At 71.6% G+C, this 16,611-nt stretch carries 12 protein-coding genes; 2 read left to right on the top strand and 10 right to left on the bottom strand.

Annotated features, from left to right (window positions below):
• Positions 1-51: 51 nt before the first annotated feature.
• Both GA0115233_RS04290 and GA0115233_RS04285 read right to left on the bottom strand, forming a co-directional pair.
• Positions 52-708 (bottom strand): response regulator, encoded by a 657-nt coding sequence (locus GA0115233_RS04290; RefSeq protein ID WP_093718714.1) that lies wholly within the window; start codon positions 706-708, stop codon positions 52-54.
• Entirely contained in the window at positions 705-1,517 is an 813-nt protein-coding gene (locus tag GA0115233_RS04285; protein ID WP_093718713.1) for a sensor histidine kinase, read from the bottom strand. The genes GA0115233_RS04290 and GA0115233_RS04285 overlap by 4 nt, the downstream gene beginning before the upstream one ends.
• 138 nt (positions 1,518-1,655) lie before the next feature.
• Between GA0115233_RS04285 and GA0115233_RS04280 the strand changes: the two genes are divergently transcribed.
• Both GA0115233_RS04280 and GA0115233_RS04275 read left to right on the top strand, forming a co-directional pair.
• Positions 1,656-2,357, top strand: a complete 702-nt coding sequence (locus tag GA0115233_RS04280) for an ABC transporter ATP-binding protein (RefSeq protein ID WP_093718712.1) — start codon at positions 1,656-1,658, stop codon at positions 2,355-2,357.
• The gene (locus GA0115233_RS04275; RefSeq protein WP_093718711.1) at positions 2,354-4,669 is read left to right on the top strand and encodes an ABC transporter permease; all 2,316 of its coding nucleotides are present in this window, start codon (positions 2,354-2,356) and stop codon (positions 4,667-4,669) included. Before GA0115233_RS04280 ends, GA0115233_RS04275 begins: the two co-directional genes overlap by 4 nt.
• Positions 4,670-4,675: 6 nt before the next feature.
• On the opposite strand, the gene GA0115233_RS04270 is transcribed toward GA0115233_RS04275, so the two are convergent.
• From GA0115233_RS04270 to GA0115233_RS04235, 8 genes are all read right to left on the bottom strand, one after another.
• Positions 4,676-5,989, bottom strand: coding sequence for a jacalin-like lectin (locus tag GA0115233_RS04270; protein ID WP_093718710.1), 1,314 nt, complete (start codon positions 5,987-5,989; stop codon positions 4,676-4,678).
• A 60-nt stretch (positions 5,990-6,049) separates the two neighbouring features.
• Positions 6,050-8,911 carry a glycoside hydrolase family 2 TIM barrel-domain containing protein gene (locus GA0115233_RS04265; RefSeq protein WP_093718709.1) on the bottom strand — a complete coding sequence of 954 codons (2,862 nt, stop codon included), beginning with the start codon at positions 8,909-8,911 and terminating at the stop codon, positions 6,050-6,052.
• A 12-nt stretch (positions 8,912-8,923) separates the two neighbouring features.
• Positions 8,924-9,760, bottom strand: coding sequence for a carbohydrate ABC transporter permease (locus tag GA0115233_RS04260; protein WP_093718708.1), 837 nt, complete (start codon positions 9,758-9,760; stop codon positions 8,924-8,926).
• Positions 9,757-10,722 (bottom strand): carbohydrate ABC transporter permease, encoded by a 966-nt coding sequence (locus GA0115233_RS04255; RefSeq protein WP_093718707.1) that lies wholly within the window; start codon positions 10,720-10,722, stop codon positions 9,757-9,759. Before GA0115233_RS04255 ends, GA0115233_RS04260 begins: the two co-directional genes overlap by 4 nt.
• 24 nt (positions 10,723-10,746) lie before the next feature.
• Positions 10,747-12,012, bottom strand: coding sequence for an ABC transporter substrate-binding protein (locus tag GA0115233_RS04250; RefSeq protein ID WP_093718706.1), 1,266 nt, complete (start codon positions 12,010-12,012; stop codon positions 10,747-10,749).
• 181 nt (positions 12,013-12,193) lie between these two features.
• Entirely contained in the window at positions 12,194-14,023 is a 1,830-nt protein-coding gene (locus GA0115233_RS04245; RefSeq protein WP_093718705.1) for a glycoside hydrolase, read from the bottom strand.
• A gap of 11 nt (positions 14,024-14,034) precedes the next feature.
• Positions 14,035-15,264, bottom strand: coding sequence for an ROK family transcriptional regulator (locus GA0115233_RS04240; protein WP_093718704.1), 1,230 nt, complete (start codon positions 15,262-15,264; stop codon positions 14,035-14,037).
• Positions 15,265-15,357: 93 nt separating this feature from the next.
• A complete protein-coding gene (locus GA0115233_RS04235; RefSeq protein ID WP_093718703.1) occupies positions 15,358-16,608 on the bottom strand; it encodes a D-arabinono-1,4-lactone oxidase in 1,251 nt (416 codons plus the stop codon).
• Between the last annotated feature and the right edge of the window lie 3 nt (positions 16,609-16,611).

Here is a 16,611-nt window from a genome sequence, read left to right as displayed (position 1 = left end):
GATGCTGGTGGTACTAGCCGTGAAACTAAGGGGTCTAGGGTATCCGGCGTCTCACACCGATCCCGGCTTCACCAGCCCCGTCTCGTACGCCAGCACCACCGCCTGCGCCCGGTCGCGCAGGGACAGTTTGGCGAAGATACGGGCCACATGGGACTTCACCGTCGCCTCGCTGAGGGTGAGGTGCTCGGCCAGCTCCGTGTTGGACAGCCCCCGGCCGAGGAGGGCCAGGACCTCCCGTTCCCTGGGGGTGAGGTTCGACAGGGCGGGGGGCGGCGGCGCGGGCGCGGTGTCGGCGAAGCGCTCCACCAGGCGGCGGGTGATGGAGGGGGCCAGCAGGGCGTCGCCGGTGTTCACCAGGCGTACCGCGGACGCCAGGTGCTCGGGCGTGACGTCCTTGAGGAGGAAGCCGCTCGCGCCCATCGACAGGGCCGTGTAGACGTAGTGGTCCAGGTCGAAGGTGGTCAGCATCAACACCCGGCAGTCCGGCAGGTGCTGGAGGATACGGCGGGTCGCCTCCAGGCCGTCCATCGTCGGCATGCGGATGTCCATCAGGGTGACGTCCGGCCGCAACTCCCGCGCCGCGGACACCGCTTCGGCGCCGTCCGCGGCCTCGCCCACCACCTCGATGCCGCGCGCGGTGAGGATCAGCCGGAAACCGGTGCGGATCAGCGTCTGGTCGTCGACGACCAGTACCCGGGGCGCCGTCACGGCCGGTCCAGCGGGATGCGCGCGCGGACCCGGAAACCGCCGCCGAGGCGCCGTCGGGCGTCCAGGTCACCGCCGTACACCGCGACCCTCTCGCGCAGTCCCAGCAGCCCGCGTCCCGTCCCCTGCCGGGTCGGCGGGGGCGGGGCCTGGCCGGTCAGCACGCTCGGGCCGGTGCTGAGGACCTCCACCCGCAGGGCGTGGTCCGCGTACCGCACGGTCACCTCGGCCTTGCCGCCGTCGCCGTGCCGCAGCGCGTTGGTGAGGGCCTCCTGCACGATGCGGTACGCCGTCACGTCCACCCCCTGCGGCAGCGGGCGCGGCTCCCCGGAGATCCGCACCTCGACCGGCAGCCCGGCGAAGGAGATCCGGTCGACGAGGGTGCCGAGCCGGTCGAGTCCCGGCTGCGGGGCCGTGCTCCCCGGGCCGCCGTCCTCGCCGTCCGCGCCGTCCTGTGCCGGGGCCAGGACGCCCAGCAGATGCCGCAGGTCCGTCATCGCCCCGCGGCCCGCGTCCTCCACCGCGCGCAGCGCCGTCACCGCCTCGTCCGGCATGGTGCCGAGCACCTCGCGCGCCGCCCCGGCCTGCACCACCATGAGGCTGACGTTGTGGCTCACGATGTCGTGCAACTCGCGGGCGATACGGTCCCGTTCGGCCTCCACCGCCGCCTGCGCCGCGTTCTCCCGCTCCCGTTCCAGCAGCCAGCCGCGTTCCCCGACGGCCGCCCGCCAGCGCCGCCGGGTCCGTACCAGCTCCACCGCCAGGCACACCACCGCGACCCACCCCGTGACCAACGCCGTCGACTCCCACACGGGTCCACCTTCGCAGACGTCCGCCGCCCGCGCATCGGCCGGGGGATGCAGCGCCCTGCATCCCCGGGATGAGCAGCCGCCCCAGGTGCCATCCCCGGAGGGATGTCCGCTCCGCCGGTGCGCCGTAGCGTCCTCGGCATGACAGCACAGGACAGCGGGGCCGTCGTTCAACTCGACGGAGTGCGCAAGGAGTACGGCGAGACCACGGCACTGGACGGGGTGTCACTGCGGATCGGCGCGGGGGAGGCCGTCGCCGTGATGGGCCCCTCGGGGTGCGGCAAGTCGACGCTGCTCAACATGATCGCCGGGCTCGACCGGCCGACCGCGGGGTCCGTCGTCGTGCAGGGGGAGAACGTGGGCGAGCTGTCCGAGAAGCAGCTCGCCCTGTACCGGCGGCGGCGGATCGGCATGATCTTCCAGTTCTTCAACCTCATCGACGACCTCTCGGCGCTCGACAACGTGGCCCTGGCCGCCCAGTTGACCGGCACCCCGGCCCGCCAGGCCCGCCGCCGCGCCCTGGAGCTGTTCGAGGAACTCGGCATCGCCGACCGGCGCAACGCCTACCCGGCGCTCCTCAGCGGCGGCGAACGCCAACGCGTCGCCGTGGCGCGGGCGTTGATGAACCGTCCCGCGCTGCTGCTCGCCGACGAGCCGACCGGCGCCCTGGACAGCCGGTCCGGGGAACAGGTGATGGACCTGCTGATCGACCTCAACCAGATCGGCCAGACACTCATCCTGGTCACCCACGACGAGCACCTGGCCAGGCGCTGCGCCGGCCGGATCGTCGAGTTCGCCGACGGCCGGGTCACCGGCGAGCACACCCTGGAGCCGTCCGCATGAGGGCCGTGTGGCGGACCGCACGCGCGGCCGTACGGCGGCGCCTGCTCCAGACGACCGTGATCGCCCTGGTCACCCTCACCTCCACGGCCGCGCTCGTGGTCGCCCTCGGCCTGGTCGACGCCGCCTCCGCCCCCTTCGACAAGGCCTTCGCCCAGCAGCGCGGCCCTCATGTCGTCGCCTCCTTCGACCGCGCCGCCGCCTCCGACGCGGCGCTCGCGCGGGCGGCCCGGCAGCCCGGCGTCGAGGCCGTCGCGGGCCCGTATCCGGAAGCCTCCGTCGCCCTGCCGCAGGACGCCATGACCTTCGGCCTCGGACGGCAGATCACCGTGGTCGGACGCGCCGACCCCGACGCCGACGTGGACCGGCTCGACGTGTGGGCGGGACGCTGGGCCACCCGGCCCGGCGAGGTCGTCCTCAACCGGGACCGCGACTGGGCCCCCGACGACCTCGGCAAGACCCTCACCATCCCCTCGGGCCCCCGCCTCACCGTCGTCGGCTTCGCCTACGGCCTCAGCGGCACCGCCGACGCCTGGGTGACCCCCGGCCAGGCCGACGCCCTCGCCCCGCGGGCGTCCCAACTGCTGCTGCGCCTCACCGACGGCACGTCCTCCGAGGACCGCCTGCGCGCCGGACTCGCCACGGTCACCGAGGAACTCCCCGCCGACGCCCTGACCGCCGCCCGCACCTACCTCGGACTCAAGGAGCGGGTGAGCGGCTCGGCCCGCGCGTACACGCCCTACCTCATGGCCTTCGGCGTGCTCGGGATCTCGGTCTCCGTGCTCATCATCGGCAACGTCGTCAGCGGCGCCGTGATCTCCGGGTTCCGGCACATCGGCGTACTGAAGTCGATCGGGTTCACGCCCGGTCAGGTCGTCGCCGTCTACCTCACGATGATCTCCGTCCCGTCCGTGCTGGGCTGCGCCCTCGGCGCGGCGGCGGGCAACCTGCTGGCACGCCCCTTCTTCGACTTCGTCTTCTCCGGGCCCGACGCCGGCATCCTGCACGGCAGTGTGTCCATCGCCCCCTGGGTGAACGCCGTCGCCCTGCTCGGCATGCCCGCCGTCTGCGTCCTGGCCGCGCTCGCCCCGGCACTGCGCGCCCACCGCATGTCGGCGGCGCGGGCCATCAGCGCGGGCAGCGCGCCCCGCGCCGGGCGGGCGCTCGCCGTCCAGCGGAGGCTGGCCGGGAGCCCGCTGCCCCGGCCGGTGAGCCTCGGCATGGGGCTGCCGTTCGCCCGGCCGGGACGCAGCGCGCTCACCCTCGCCGCCGTCGTCCTCGGCGCGGCGACCGTCACCTTCGCGACCGGCCTCGCCACCACCATGGACCGCTTCGGCAACGCGGGGCGCGGCGCCTACGACCTCACGGTGTACGTCGGCGCACACGAGGACGGCCGCGAGATCCGCCCCGAGCACGGCGACCGCGCCCTGCACGAACTGCTCGCCGGGCTGCCGGGGGCGCGCGAGGTCACCGCGCGGGCCGATGTCGAGGTCGGGATGGCGGGCTCCGCGCAGGAGGTGATGCTCGAAGGGCGCCGGGGTGACCGGCCGCGCCTGGACGACATGCTCACCGACGGGCGTTGGCACCGGGCCCCCGGCGAGATCGTCGCAGGATCGGCCTTCCTACGGCAGAACGGACTGCGCGTCGGCGACACCGTGCGCCTGGAGCGCGGCGGACGGAGCGAACGGGTACGCGTGGTCGGGGAGGTGATGCAGACCAACTCCCGGATGATCGTGGGAGATTGGCGGACGCTGAGGGCACTGGCACCGGACGAGGACCCCATCGCCTACCACGTGCTGCTGCGCCCCGGAGCCGACGCGGACGCCTACGCCCGCGCCGCGCGCGCCGCCGACCGGGGCCTGTCACCGGCCCTCACCGGCCCCAACTCCGTCACGCAGACCGTCGTCGGCTCGGCCGCCGCGCTCACCACACTGCTGGCCCTGGTCGCCGCCCTCGGCGTCTTCCACACGGTCGTCCTCAACACCCGCGACCGCCGCCGGGACTTGGGCATGCTGAAGTCGATCGGCATGACTCCGGCCCAGGTCACGGTGATGAAGGTGACCTCGATGGCGGTGCTCGGGGCGCTCGGCTCCCTGCTCGGGGTGCCGCTCGGCGTCGCCGGGCACCGGATGGTCGTACCGCGCATGGCGGACGCCGTGGACATCACCCTGCCCTCGTACATGACCGATGTGTGGCAGGCCCCGGCCCTGGCGGGACTGGCCCTCGCCGGGATCGTCATCGCGGTGCTGGGAGCGCTGGTCCCGGCGCGGCGGGCCGGGCGGCTGACCGCGGCGGAGGTGCTGCGCAACGAGTGAACGCCGTCAGCCGATCGGCGCGTACAGCACCCCCAGCTTGTCGATCTCGTCCCCGGCCCTTCCCGTGAAGCCCACGATCTGCCAGCCGGCCGGCGCGGTGAAGGTCCTCGCGTCGGCCGTCGCCGTACCGGCGGACAGCGTGCGGCCCGCGTCCGTGCCGAAGGACGCCGAGAAGATCCTTGTACGGCCGTCCTTCTGACCCTGCGTCAGCCGCACCGAGGTCAGGTGCTCGCCGGAGGCCAGGGTCAGCGAGGTCGCGGTGCCGCCCGTGCCGCCGTGGGCGAGCGTCGTACCGCCGTCGTGGGTGAGCGACACGGCGTCCAGGCGGGAGCCGCCGCGCAGGGTGAGGGTGCGCGGAGCCGGGGTGGCCGGGAGGTCGTCCGCGTCGTTGAAGGCGGTGCCGTGCGGGCCGCCGAAGAAGTCACTGGCCCGCAGGGACGGGTTGAGGGTGTAGGAGAAGCCGACGGTGTGCGGGAAGTGGTCCGAGAGGTGCTCTCCGTCGGAGCGCAGGAAGGACGCCCACTCGTTGGCGTAGCGGGTGGCGTCGAGGGAGACCAGGCCGCTGCCCCGGTAGAGGACCTTGTCGACGACCTCGCAGTCGTCGGTCGGCGCCTCGGCGTCGCAGACCAGCGGCTCGCTGCCCGGCGCGGGTGCCGCACCGCCCCTGACCAGGTCGACCCACGGGTCGCGCAGACCGTTCTCGGCGAGCAGGGTACGGATGTTGTCGCCCTCGCGGGTGTACCGGGTGTTGGTGTCGCCCATGACGATCACCGCGTTCCCGGCCGAGTTGGCCCGGACGAAGGCCGACAGCTGCTCGATGTTGGCGCGGCGGGCGGCGAGGGCCGCGTCGTCGGTGTCGGCGTTGGTGTGCACGTTGTACAGGTCGACGAACACGCCCTCGGCGAGCCGCACCCGGGCGAGCGAGAAGCCCTTGGGGGTGAGGCAGTTGGTGCCGGTGCAGTCGCTCCAGCGGACTCGCTGGAAGTCCTCGAAGACGAAGTCGGACAGCGTGTTGAGACCGTCGCCGAAGCCCGCACCGCCGCTGGTCGGTGTGCGGTACGGGTGGGTGTCGTTGGCGTACAGGGAGGCGTGGTAGTTGAAGTCCTCCTGCACATTGACGATGTCGTACGGGCCGAGCCGCCGGCCGATCAGCGGGGTGTTCGTCTCCGGGTCGCTGTCACCGAGGCCGAGGGGCAGGCCCGCGATGTTGTAGGTGAGCACGTTGAACGAGCCGGAGTCGGATGCTGCCGCCGCCGGAGTGGCGGCGAGGCCGGTGAGGGCCAGCGCGGCGGCGGTGAGGGTGCCGAGGAGCCGTCTCATGGTGGGGGGTGCCTCTCTCGGTGTCGGGGGGCGGCACCCGGGGGTGCCGCCCCGGGGTCACTACGGTGCGGTGCTCTGCGAGAACACGAAGGAGAACTCCGCCGGTTCGGCCCGCAGGAAGTACCGCGGCAGCGGGCCGGGCCCGCAGGACTGGGAGCCGATGCCGTGCTGGCCGTGGTCGAGGTTGACCCACACCCGGTCGCCGGGGGTGAGGTCGCTCAAGTGGCGGGCGGAGTCGAGCTGTTCGGTGGTCCAGCGGCGGGCGCTGAACCAGAACTCCGGCTCGCCCTCGATGCGCAGTCCGCCCAGTTCCACCCAGCGGACGTCGGCGCGGGCGCCGTTCTCCTGCGGGCGGACGTACGGGGTCTGCAGGGCGTCCACCGTGGCCTGCCAGCGGCCCAGGCGGGACGCCGACCCGGTGTCGGGGTACGCCTCACCCGGGCCGCCCCCGAACCAGCTCACCGCGTCCGCCGCGGGGAGTGCGAACCGGATGCCGAGCCGGGGGAGCGGCACGGTCCAGTTGCCGTCGGGGGTCACCGACACCGTCAGCCGCAGCCGGTCGCCGTCGGCGGTCCACCGGTACTCCGTGTGCAGGCCGAACTCCCAGGCGGCGGGCGCCACCCGGGTGCGTACTGTCAGCGCGTCGGCGCCCGTCTCCACGGCGTCCAGCCGGTGCCGCATACGGTGCAGGCCGAACTTCCGCCACAGCAGCCCGTACCGGATGTCCGTCTGCCACTCGGCGCCGTCGTCGTTGTCGGTGGGTGCCCGCCACACGTCCAGCCGGGGCGCGTCCACCTCGACGCCGCCGATGCGCAGCAGCGCGCCGGTGCGGGCGTCGAAGACGCCGGGCCCGAGGCGGATCGTCCGCCCGTCCGGCACAGGTGCCGCGCCCGCCACCGCCGCGGGCTTCACCCGCTCCGTCACCGGAAGCTGCACCCACGCCACCTCGTGCCCCCGCTCCGCCCAGGCGGTGTCCTCGGCCAGCACCGCCCGTACCGTCCAGCACGCCTCGCCACTGCGGCCGTCGGCGGGCGGCTCGGGCAGCTTCACGTCCGCCGAGGCGCCCGGTGCCAGCGGCGGCACCGGAAGCGTCCCGGAGCCGACGCTCTCGCCGTCCACCTGGTACGCCCACTCCAGCGAGAGTTCCGACAGATCGGCGAAGTCGTAGCGGTTGACCAGGGTCACGGTGCCGTCGGCGCCGTCGCCCCGGAAGCGGACCGGCTCGATGACCTTCTTGTACTCCACGAGCCCCGGTGACGGGGTCCGGTCGGGGAACAGCAGCCCGTCGCAGACGAAGTTGCCGTCGTGCAGCTCCTCGCCGAAGTCGCCGCCGTAGGCGAAGCCCAGCTCGGGGTGGCGGATGCCGTGGTCGATCCACTCCCAGACGAAGCCGCCCTGCAGACGGTCGTACCGCTCGAACAGCTCCTGGTAGTCGGCGAGTCCGCCGGGACCGTTGCCCATGGCGTGCGCGTACTCGCAGAGGATGAAGGGGAGTCGGCGCCTCTTGCGGGTACCGCCGTCCAGGCCGCGTCCGATGCGCTCGACCTCCTCGTGGAAGGCGTACATCCGCGAGTACACGTCCGTGTCACGGCAGTCGATGTCGCCCTCGTAGTGCACCAGCCGCTCGGGGTCACGCCCGCGGATCCACTCCGCCATCGCGGTCAGACCGCGTCCGGTGCCTGCCTCGTTGCCCAGCGACCACAGCACCACCGAGGGGTGGTTCTTGTCCCGTTCGACCATCCGGGCCGCGCGGTCCAGCAGCGCCGGGGTCCAGCGGTCGTCGTCGACGGGGTTGTCGCGCCAGCCCTGCTCGGTGAAGCCGTGGGTCTCCAGGTCGCACTCGTCGATCACCCACAGGCCCAGCTCGTCGCACAGGTCGAGGAAGGCCGGGTGCGGCGGGTAGTGGGAGGTGCGGACCGCGTTGAGGTTGTGCCGCTTCATCAGCAGCACGTCCTCCCGCATGGTCGCCGGGTCCAGCGCGCGGCCCCGCTCCGGGTGCCATTCGTGCCGGTTGACGCCCTTGAACAGCACCGCCCGCCCGTTGACCTTGATCAGCCCGTCCGCCAGCACGACCGTGCGGAAGCCGATCCGCAGCGGCACCCGCTCGCCCTCGGTGGCGAGGACGCCGTCGTACAGGCGCGGGGTCTCCGCCGTCCACGGCTCGACCGGGACCGTCGCCGACTCGCCGGTCGCGAGGTCGAGGCCCAGCTCCGGCACGGTCACCCGGCCCGCGACCTCGGAGTCGACCCGCAGGGTGCCCTCGCCCGTGACGTGGTCGTAGGAGGCGTGCACGAAGAAGTCGCCGACCGCGCCCGGCGGGCGGTGCAGCAGGGTGACGTCACGGAAGATGCCGGGCAGCCACCACTGGTCCTGGTCCTCCAGGTAGGAGCCTGCCGACCACTGGTGGACCCGGACCGCCAGGACATTGCCGCGCGGCTTGAGCAGGTGCCCGACCGCGAACTCGTGCGGCAGCCGCGAGCCCTTGAAGTCGCCGAGCAGGGTGCCGTTCAGCCACACCTTGGCGCAGGACTCGACGCCGTCGAAGCGGATCGTCGCCTCCTGGTCCGCCGGCCAGTCCTCGGGGAGGTCGAAGTGGCGTACGTGGTCGCCGGTCGGGTTCTCGGTCGGGACGTGCGGCGGGTCCACCGGGAAGGGGTACAGGTGGTTGGTGTAGACGGGGGAGCCGTGGCCCTGGAGCACCCAGTGGCCGGGGACGGTGACCTCGGCCCAGTCCCCGGTGTCGTGGCCCGGCTCGGCGAAGGAGTCGTCCTCGGCGTCGGCGGTGGGCGTCAGGCGGAAGCGCCAACTGCCGTTCAGGGAGAGGGAGCGGGCGTCGGAGCCGGCGTACCAGGCGCGGGGCGGCAGGGCCCCGCGGCCCGGGGAGACGTCCTCGACGTGGTCGGCGGTGGTGCGGAAACTCATCGGACTCCTAGGTCAGCCCTTGATGCCGGTCTGCGCGACGCCCTGCACCAGCCAGCGCTGGAGGAACAGGAACACGAACACCAGGGGCAGGATGGACACGGCGGTGGCCATGAAGATCAGATGGAAGTTGACGGTCTGGTTGGTCATGTACGAGGAGAGCGCCACCTGCACCGTCCACGCCTGCTGGTCCTGGCCGATGACCAGGGGCCACAGGAAGGCGTTCCAGCCGCTGATGAAGGTGATGGTGGCGATGGCCGCGAAGAAGTTCAGCGAGTTGGGCACCACGATCCGCCAGTACGCGCCCCAGTAACCGAGCCCGTCCACCCGTGCCGCCTCCTCCAGCTCCCGGGGGAACCCCAGGAAGTACTGCCGGAACAGGAAGCAGGTGAAACCGCTGAACAGCCCCGGTATGACCAGTCCGCGCAGGGTGGAGACCCAGCCCAGCGAGGAGACCAGCACAAAGCTGGGCACGAAGGTGACGGCGGTCGGCACCATCAGCGTCACCAGGACGGCGTAGAAGATCTTGTTGGCGTGCCGGTACGGGATGCGGGCCAGGCCGTACCCGGCGAGCGAGCACACCAGCAGGGTGCCGAGGGTGTGCAGGACGCCGACGACCGCGGAGTTCCACAGGGACTGCCCGAAGGGGACGGTCGGATCGTCGAACAGCTCGGTGAAGTTGCCCCATTGGATGTCGGTGGGGAAGAACTTCCAGTTCTCGCCGGTGATCTCGGCGTCCGTGGACAGGGCGTTGCGGACGATCAGATAGAAGGGGACGAGGAAGAGGAAGGCGGCGATGCCGGTGGCGAGGTACAGGCCGGTGCTGCCGGTGGTGGTGCGGCGGGTCCTCACTTGGTCTCCTCCCCTCGTCCGAAGCCCATGAGCCTGCCCTGGAGCAGGGTGACGACGCAGATCAGCAGGGTGAGGATCATGGCCCCCGCGCTGCCCGCGCCGTAGTCCTGGTTCTCGCCGAGCGCCGTGTAGTACAGCTCGACCAGGGGCGGCCTGCCCCAGGTGGTCTTGGCGAGCAGGTTGAAGAACTCGTCGAAGGCCTGGTAGGCGGCGACGAGCAGCAGCAGGATCACGGCGGTGGACGTGGCCCGCAGTTGGGGCAGGGTGACGTAACGGAAGGTCTGCCAGCCGGGTTTGGCGCCGTCGATGGCGGCGGCCTCGTACAGCTCCGGCGGGATGTTCTGCAGGGCCGCCAGGAACAGGATCATGTAGAAGCCGGACTGGAGCCACAGCCGTACGGTGACGATGACCAGCCAGTACCAGGGCGGGTTGGGGTCGGCGAGCCAGGCGATGTTCTCCACGCCGAACCAGCCGAGCACGGTGTTGGCGAGGCCGAAGCGGACGCCGCTGAAGACGGACATCTTCCAGATCAGCGAGGCGGCCACGAAGCTGACCGCGGTCGGCAGGAAGAACACCGACCGGAAGAACGCCTGCATGAACCGGATCCGGTTCACCAGCAGCGCCAGGCCCAGCGAGAGCGCCCAGGTGACGGGGACGACGAGGGCGGCGAAGACGGTGAAGGTGACCAGCGACTCGACGAACTTGTCGTTGGTCAGCATGTACGTGTAGTTGTCGAAGCCGATGAACTCACTCGGGGTGACGGTGTAGCGCGCGTCGAAGAAGGACAGGTACGCGCTCCAGCCGATCGGCACATAGACGAAGATCACGAGCCCGGTCAGGAACGGGCCGGTGAACAGCCAGAAGTTGAGGGTGCGGCCGCGGACCCCGCGCCGCCGGGGGACCGGTGGGGTCCCTTCGGCGGCGGGGCTCTTGGCGACACCGCGCGCGGTGGTCGTCGACATGGCGTGGTGTTCTCTTCCGCCGGCCTATCCGAACAGCTTCTTCAGCTCGCGGTTGACCGTCCTGTCGGCCTTGTCGAGGGCCGCCTCGGCGCTGCCGCCCTTGCGTACGGCGTCGGCGACGACGCCCTCCAGGGCGACGATCATGGCCTGGGTCCAGGCCGGGTTGTCGAAGTGGCCGAACTCGTTGAAGAGCTTCACGCCCTCCGCGGCCAGGCCCGTCTTGAGCTTGTCGGCGGACTCGGCGAGCGAGGTGCGCGGCGGGATGTGGAAGCCGTAGGACAGCGCCCAGTCCTCCTGGTACTCCTTCTGGTCGATCCACAGCCACTTGACGTACTCCTTCGCCTCGTCCAGGTGCTTGGACTTGGCGTTGACGAACATCGACCAGCCGCCGTTGGTGACCGCCTGCTTGCCGCCCGGACCGGAGGCCGGGAACGGGATGATGCCGACGTCGTCGCCGAGCGCCTTCTCGATGACCGGCATCGCCCACATGCCGCACCACTGGATGGCGACCAGGCCCTGGGTGATCGCGGAGGGGTCCCACCAGTCGGCGGGCGCGTCCAGCAGGAGGTGGCCCTCCTTGAACATGGTGCGCAGCTTGCCGAGGCCGTCGGCGACCGCGTCGGTGTGGTAGGCGATCTGGTTCTTGTCGTCCAGGGTGTCCGCGCCGGTGGACCAGATCAGCGGGTTCATCACCGGGGTGACGGAGTTGCCGAGGAAGACGCCCTTGACCTTGCTGGTGGTGAGCTTGGCGGCGGCCTCCACCAACTCGTCCAGCGTGGTGGGGGGTTCGATGCCGGCGTCCTCCAGCATGGACTTGCGGTAGTAGAAGAACTGCGGGTCGTCGATCATGCGGACGCCCCAGATCTTGCCGTCGATGGTGTGCGAGGCGATGTCGGCCTGGTTGAAGTCGTCCTTGACGGGTTCGATGATGTCGGTGAGATCGGCCACCTGGCCGCTCTTGACGAGCTGTATCTGCGGGTGGAACTCGAAGACGTCGGGCGCGTTGTCGGTGAGCAGCGCGGAGAACAGCTTGCTCTCGAAGTTGGAGCCGGTGATCCACTGCGTGGACACGTCCGCCTTGTCGTACGCCTTCGCGTACCGCTTGACCGCCTGCTCGGTGCCCGCCTCGCCGTAGGCGTGGAAGTACTGAGTCAGGCTGGTGCCCGAACCCGAGCCGCCGCCGCGGCCGTTGTTGCTGCCGCACGCGGCGAGACCGCCGGCGGCGGCCAGGCCCATGGCGGCGCGCAGAACGGTGCGGCGGTCCCAGTTGGTGTTCCTCATTGCCGACATCTGACGTCCTTGTCTCTCGTGCGGCTGCGCTTGCGGTGCGGGACGTTAACCTTCGGCTAAGGCTTCGGCAAGGGGTTGGACGAAGTCTGTTCGAAGCGTTGTGTGTTGTTCGGAATCACGGACATACGGGGTCGCGGGCCGCCGCACCAGCGACCCGCAACCCCCTTTCGGGCGTGCGGCGTTACTGCCGGGACCAGCTCTGGTTGGCCCCGCCGTTACAGGTCCACAGACCCACCCTGCTGCCGTCCGCCGTGGCCTGTCCGGCCACGTCCAGACACTGGCCCGAGGCCTCGCTGACGATCTGTCCGTTGCCGTTCAGCAGCCACCGCTGCGAGGCGTCCCCGGTGAAGCCGGGACTGACGGCCAGCCCCGAACTCCCGGCCGTCAGATAGCCGTCGGCGCTCCTCAGCGCGCCCCTGGCGTCGTACGACCACTCCTGCTCGGCGGCGCCCGTACAGGCCCGGATCGTCACGTCGGGCGCGAGGCACTTCCCGGACTGCGCGCCCTGCCAGGCCCCGGTGAGGGCCGAACCGCCCCTGCCCTTCTGATCGAGCACGTACGTCGTGACGGACCGGGCGGGCAGCGCGGCGGAGAGCGTGCCGCGCTTGACGGACGGCTTGGCGACCCGCGCCCAGTTCTCGGTCGCCGAGGTCCGCACGGCCTGCGTGGCCCGTACCGGTGTCCCGCTGTTGAAGTGCAGGTCGAGCGAACTGGCGCTGGTGTTGTGGTTGTTGACCACCACGACCCACTTGCCCTTGTGGTCGTAGGCGCTGACCTCGACCCCGTCCGGCACCCCGGTCACGTTGTGGAGGGCCGAACCCGGCCGGACGAACCTGCTGTACTGGCCGAGCGCGTAGTACCGCTTGGTGAAGTACAGGGTCTGGTTGCCGTTGGTCGCGTAGTCGGGGTCGTAGTAGATCAGGCCGTCGTTCCAGCCCGCGTCGTTCTTCTCGTACGGGTCGGTGCCGATCATCTCCGACAGGGCCACCCACCAGTGGAACGCGGAGTCATGGGCGACGGCGAAGTCCTTGTGGACGATACGGGAGAGGTTCAGCCCGCCGTCGATGCCCGGGTCGTACTCCTGCGCCCAGCCGGTGCCGCCCTTGCCGAAGCAGCAGATCTCCGTCGACCAGGAGGCGATGCCGGCCTTCTTCGCGGTCTCGTAGACCTTCGCGCGGTTGGCGTCGGAGGGGTTGTCGTAGGTGTGGTGCGCGAGCCGGTCCACGTACTGGGCCGTGCCCGGCTCCGCTATCCAGCGCGGCAGCTCGTCGTTGAACTTCACCGTGCTGGTGGACTCGTCGGCGATGATCCCGGTGCGCTGCCCGCGCGCCCGCTGCTCGGCGCCGAGGGCGCGGACGATGTCGTCGCGCTGGGAGACATCGACGAGCATGCCCTCCTGGCCGCAGGAGTCGAAGCTGTTGGTGGGCTCGTTGAAGGGGCTGATGTAGTCGAAGCGCTGCCCCTTGCGCGCGAAGTGGTCGGTGACATCGGCGATGTAGCGGGCGAAGTCCTGCTCGTGCTCCGCCTTCAAGTAGCCGCCGCAGCTCTGCCCGTTGGTCTTCCACTCGGCCGGGGCGCTGTTGACGAAGGCGATCAGGTCCTCCACGCCGTACTTCGCGGCGTAGGAGAGGAAGGTACGGCCGCCCTTGTCCCGGCTCCAGTCGTAGCCTCCCTCGTCGGAGAGGAAGTCCTCCGGGGCCCGGGACGGCGTGGTCACCGCCGTTCCGCCGCCGCCGATGTTGTACCGGTACGCGCTGAGGTCCAGGCCCTCCTTCGAGAAGAGCAGCTTGCCGACCCTGGCCTGCACCTTCGGGTCGAAGTTCGTCAGGTCGTTGACCCACCAGGCGCCGGACGCGCCGATGTTGTCGATGGTCTGTGCCGCGTGCGGGGACACCTCGGCCGCCATGGGGGGAGCGGCCGAAGCGGGGGGAACGCAGATGAGGGGGCCGGCGACGGCCAGTGCGGCCACGGCCGTCAGGAGCGCCGGTCTGCGGGGGTGAGTCACATGCATCCCTTCCGTCGTCATGAAGGTGGTGCGGTACGGCTCCTCTTGTGCTGCCTCTGCCCGACGGACCGCAGGGCCCCTTCCAGCGCGAACGTGGCCGCGCCCAGGCACACCGGATCGGTGGGGATCGGGGAGAGGACGATCTCGGTGGCGGCCATCGGCCGGGGCAGCGCGTGCCGAGCTACGGCCTCGCGCACCTGGGCGACCAGCGGCTCGCCGAGCGCGGTCGCCACCCAGCTGCTGAGCACGACCACTTCGGGGTTGAACAGATTGACCAGGTCGGCGATACCGGCGCCGAGGTAGCGCACGGTGTCCCGGAGCGCCTTCAGCGCCACCGGGTCGCCCGCCTCGACGCCCCGGGCCAGCGCGGCGATGGTCGCCGTCTGGTCCTCGGGGTGCAGCAGCGCGCTGTCCGCGCTCAGCTCGCGCAGCGTCAGCATGATCCCGGAGGCGCCGACGTAGGCCTCCACACAGCCGTTCTTGCCGCACCGGCACAGCCGCCCGTCCAGCACGATCGTGGTGTGGCCCCACTCGCCCGCGCTGTTGCTCACGCCCCGGTGCAGCGCGCCGCCGAGGACCAGCCCGGCGCCCACGCCGGTGCCGAGGTTGACCACCACGGCGTCGCCGCGTCCGCGCGCGGCCCCGAACCACAACTCGGCGACGGCCGAGGCGCGCAGCGGGTTGTCCAGGTACAGCGGGTAGGCGATGTGCTCGGTGAGCAGGTCGAGCAGGGGCACCTCGTGCCAGTCCCAGTTGGGCGCGTACTCGGAGGTGCCGGTGGCGCGGTCCACCTGCCCCGGCACGCTCACCCCGACGCCGAGCACCCGCGAGCCCTCCACGCCGGCCTGCGCGACGACCGAGCCGACCGCCGAGGCGACATGGGCGACCACCTGCTCGGGCAGACTCTCGCCGGGCCGCACGTCCTCCTCGGCGCGGGCCAGCACGTTCAGCGCGAGGTCGAACAGTTCTACGTGGACGTAGGTCTCCGCGATGTCGACGCCGATCAACGCGCCCCCCGACGCGTTGACGGCGACCAGCCCGCGCGGGCGCCCGCCCGCGGAGTCCTCGAAGCCGACCTCGGTGATCATCCGCAGGTCGAGCAGTTCCCCGACGAGCGTGGCGACCGTGGCGAGGCTCAGCCCCGTGGCGGCCGCCAGCTCCTGCCGTGAGGTGGGCGACGCGGCGATGATCTGGCGCAGCACCTCGTAGCGGTTCGCGGTGCGAATGTCACGTGAGGTGCGCTTCATGAGGTCGTCCCCCGTCCCTTCTCGCGGGCCGGGCCCAGGGCGGCACCGGCGCGGGCGCAAGGCTATGGCCTGCGCGGGACTTTCGACAAGGGGTTAGGAAAGGGGGTGGAGAAAGTCGCGCACGAAGGCGTTGGCGAAGGTGCCCTCCGGGTCCAGCGACCGCGTCAGCTCCCGGAAGTCGTCGAGGCGCGGATACCGCGACCGCAGCACCTCGCCGGGCATCGTGAAGACCTTCCCCCAGTGCGGCCGGGCGTCCAGCCCCTCCAGCGCCTCCTCCACCCGCCGCACCACCGGCAGCACGGCCGCCGTGTCCGCGACCCAGGTGAAGTGCAGGGCCACCGTCTCACGGCCGTACGACGGGCTGAGCCACTGCTCGTCGGCGGCCACCGTGCGCACCTCGCAGGTCTGCAGCACGGGCGCGACCGTCGTCCGGATCGCGTCCAGCGCGCGCAGGGCGTCCATGGCGTACGGGCGGGGGAGCAGGTACTCGGACTGGAGCTCCTCGCCGCTGCTCGGGGTGAACTCGGCCCGGAAGTGCGGCAGCCGCTCGTGCCAGGGTCCGGGCACGCCGAACTGCTCGGTGCAGTTGACCGCGGGCATGCCCGGCACGGGGTGCATCTTCTCCGTCGCGGGCGCCGCCCACGGGAAGTCGGGCAGCGGCCGGTCGGTGCGCCGCTTGAGCCACACCTGTCCGAAGCCCGGCTCGGACCAGTCCGTGAAGAGGCTCACGCTGTACGCGGCCCGCGCGACCGTCTCGAACTCCAGACGCTCCAGCGGCAGCCCCGTGAAGACGTACTGCTCCACCTCGTAGGCGGGCTCCAGGTCCAGGGTGAGCGCGGTGACGACACCGAGCGCGCCCAGCGAGGTCACCGCCCCGCCGAACCGGGCGTCCTCCCTCCCGATGCGCACGGTCGACCCGTCCGCGGTGACCAGCTCCACCTCCCGCACGGGCGCGGCCAGCGAACCGTTGCCCACCCCCGAACCGTGCGTCCCGGTGGCGACGGACCCGGCCACCGAGATGTGCGGCAGCGAGGCCATGTTCGGCAGGGCCAGCCCGTGCGCGTGCACGACCCGGGCCAGCTCGGCGTACCGCACCCCGCCGCCGACCCGCACGGTGCGCGCGGCGGTGTCCACGTCGATCGGGGCGGGCAGGTCGGCCAGCGACACCAGCACGCCCTCGGCCCCCGGCTCGGCGATCTCGTTGAAGGAGTGCCCGCTGCCCAGCACCCGCACCCGTTGGCTCCCGGTCACCAGCGCCCGCAGCGCGTCCAGCGACTGCGGGCGGTGCAGTTCCTTGGCGGCGTAGGTGATGTTGCCGGCCCAGTTGGTGACCGTGTCCGTCATCCT

This window comes from Streptomyces sp. DI166, from assembly GCF_900091315.1.
Lineage (GTDB): Bacteria > Actinomycetota > Actinomycetes > Streptomycetales > Streptomycetaceae > Streptomyces > Streptomyces fuscus.
Note: the sequence above shows the minus strand (reverse complement) of the source record. Positions and strands in the feature narration are given on the sequence as shown.

What these genes read in the sequence shown, in the direction of transcription:
- GA0115233_RS04280 (WP_093718712.1), top strand. Translation starts at nt 1,656, where the DNA reads ATGACAGCACAGGACAGCGGGGCCGTCGTTCAACTCGACGGAGTGCGC.
- GA0115233_RS04275 (WP_093718711.1), top strand. Translation starts at nt 2,354, where the DNA reads ATGAGGGCCGTGTGGCGGACCGCACGCGCGGCCGTACGGCGGCGCCTG.
- GA0115233_RS04270 (WP_093718710.1), bottom strand. Translation starts at nt 5,989, where the DNA reads ATGAGACGGCTCCTCGGCACCCTCACCGCCGCCGCGCTGGCCCTCACC.
- GA0115233_RS04265 (WP_093718709.1), bottom strand. Translation starts at nt 8,911, where the DNA reads ATGAGTTTCCGCACCACCGCCGACCACGTCGAGGACGTCTCCCCGGGC.
- GA0115233_RS04255 (WP_093718707.1), bottom strand. Translation starts at nt 10,722, where the DNA reads ATGTCGACGACCACCGCGCGCGGTGTCGCCAAGAGCCCCGCCGCCGAA.
- GA0115233_RS04250 (WP_093718706.1), bottom strand. Translation starts at nt 12,012, where the DNA reads ATGTCGGCAATGAGGAACACCAACTGGGACCGCCGCACCGTTCTGCGC.
- GA0115233_RS04245 (WP_093718705.1), bottom strand. Translation starts at nt 14,023, where the DNA reads ATGCATGTGACTCACCCCCGCAGACCGGCGCTCCTGACGGCCGTGGCC.
- GA0115233_RS04240 (WP_093718704.1), bottom strand. Translation starts at nt 15,264, where the DNA reads ATGAAGCGCACCTCACGTGACATTCGCACCGCGAACCGCTACGAGGTG.
- GA0115233_RS04235 (WP_093718703.1), bottom strand. Translation starts at nt 16,608, where the DNA reads ATGACGGACACGGTCACCAACTGGGCCGGCAACATCACCTACGCCGCC.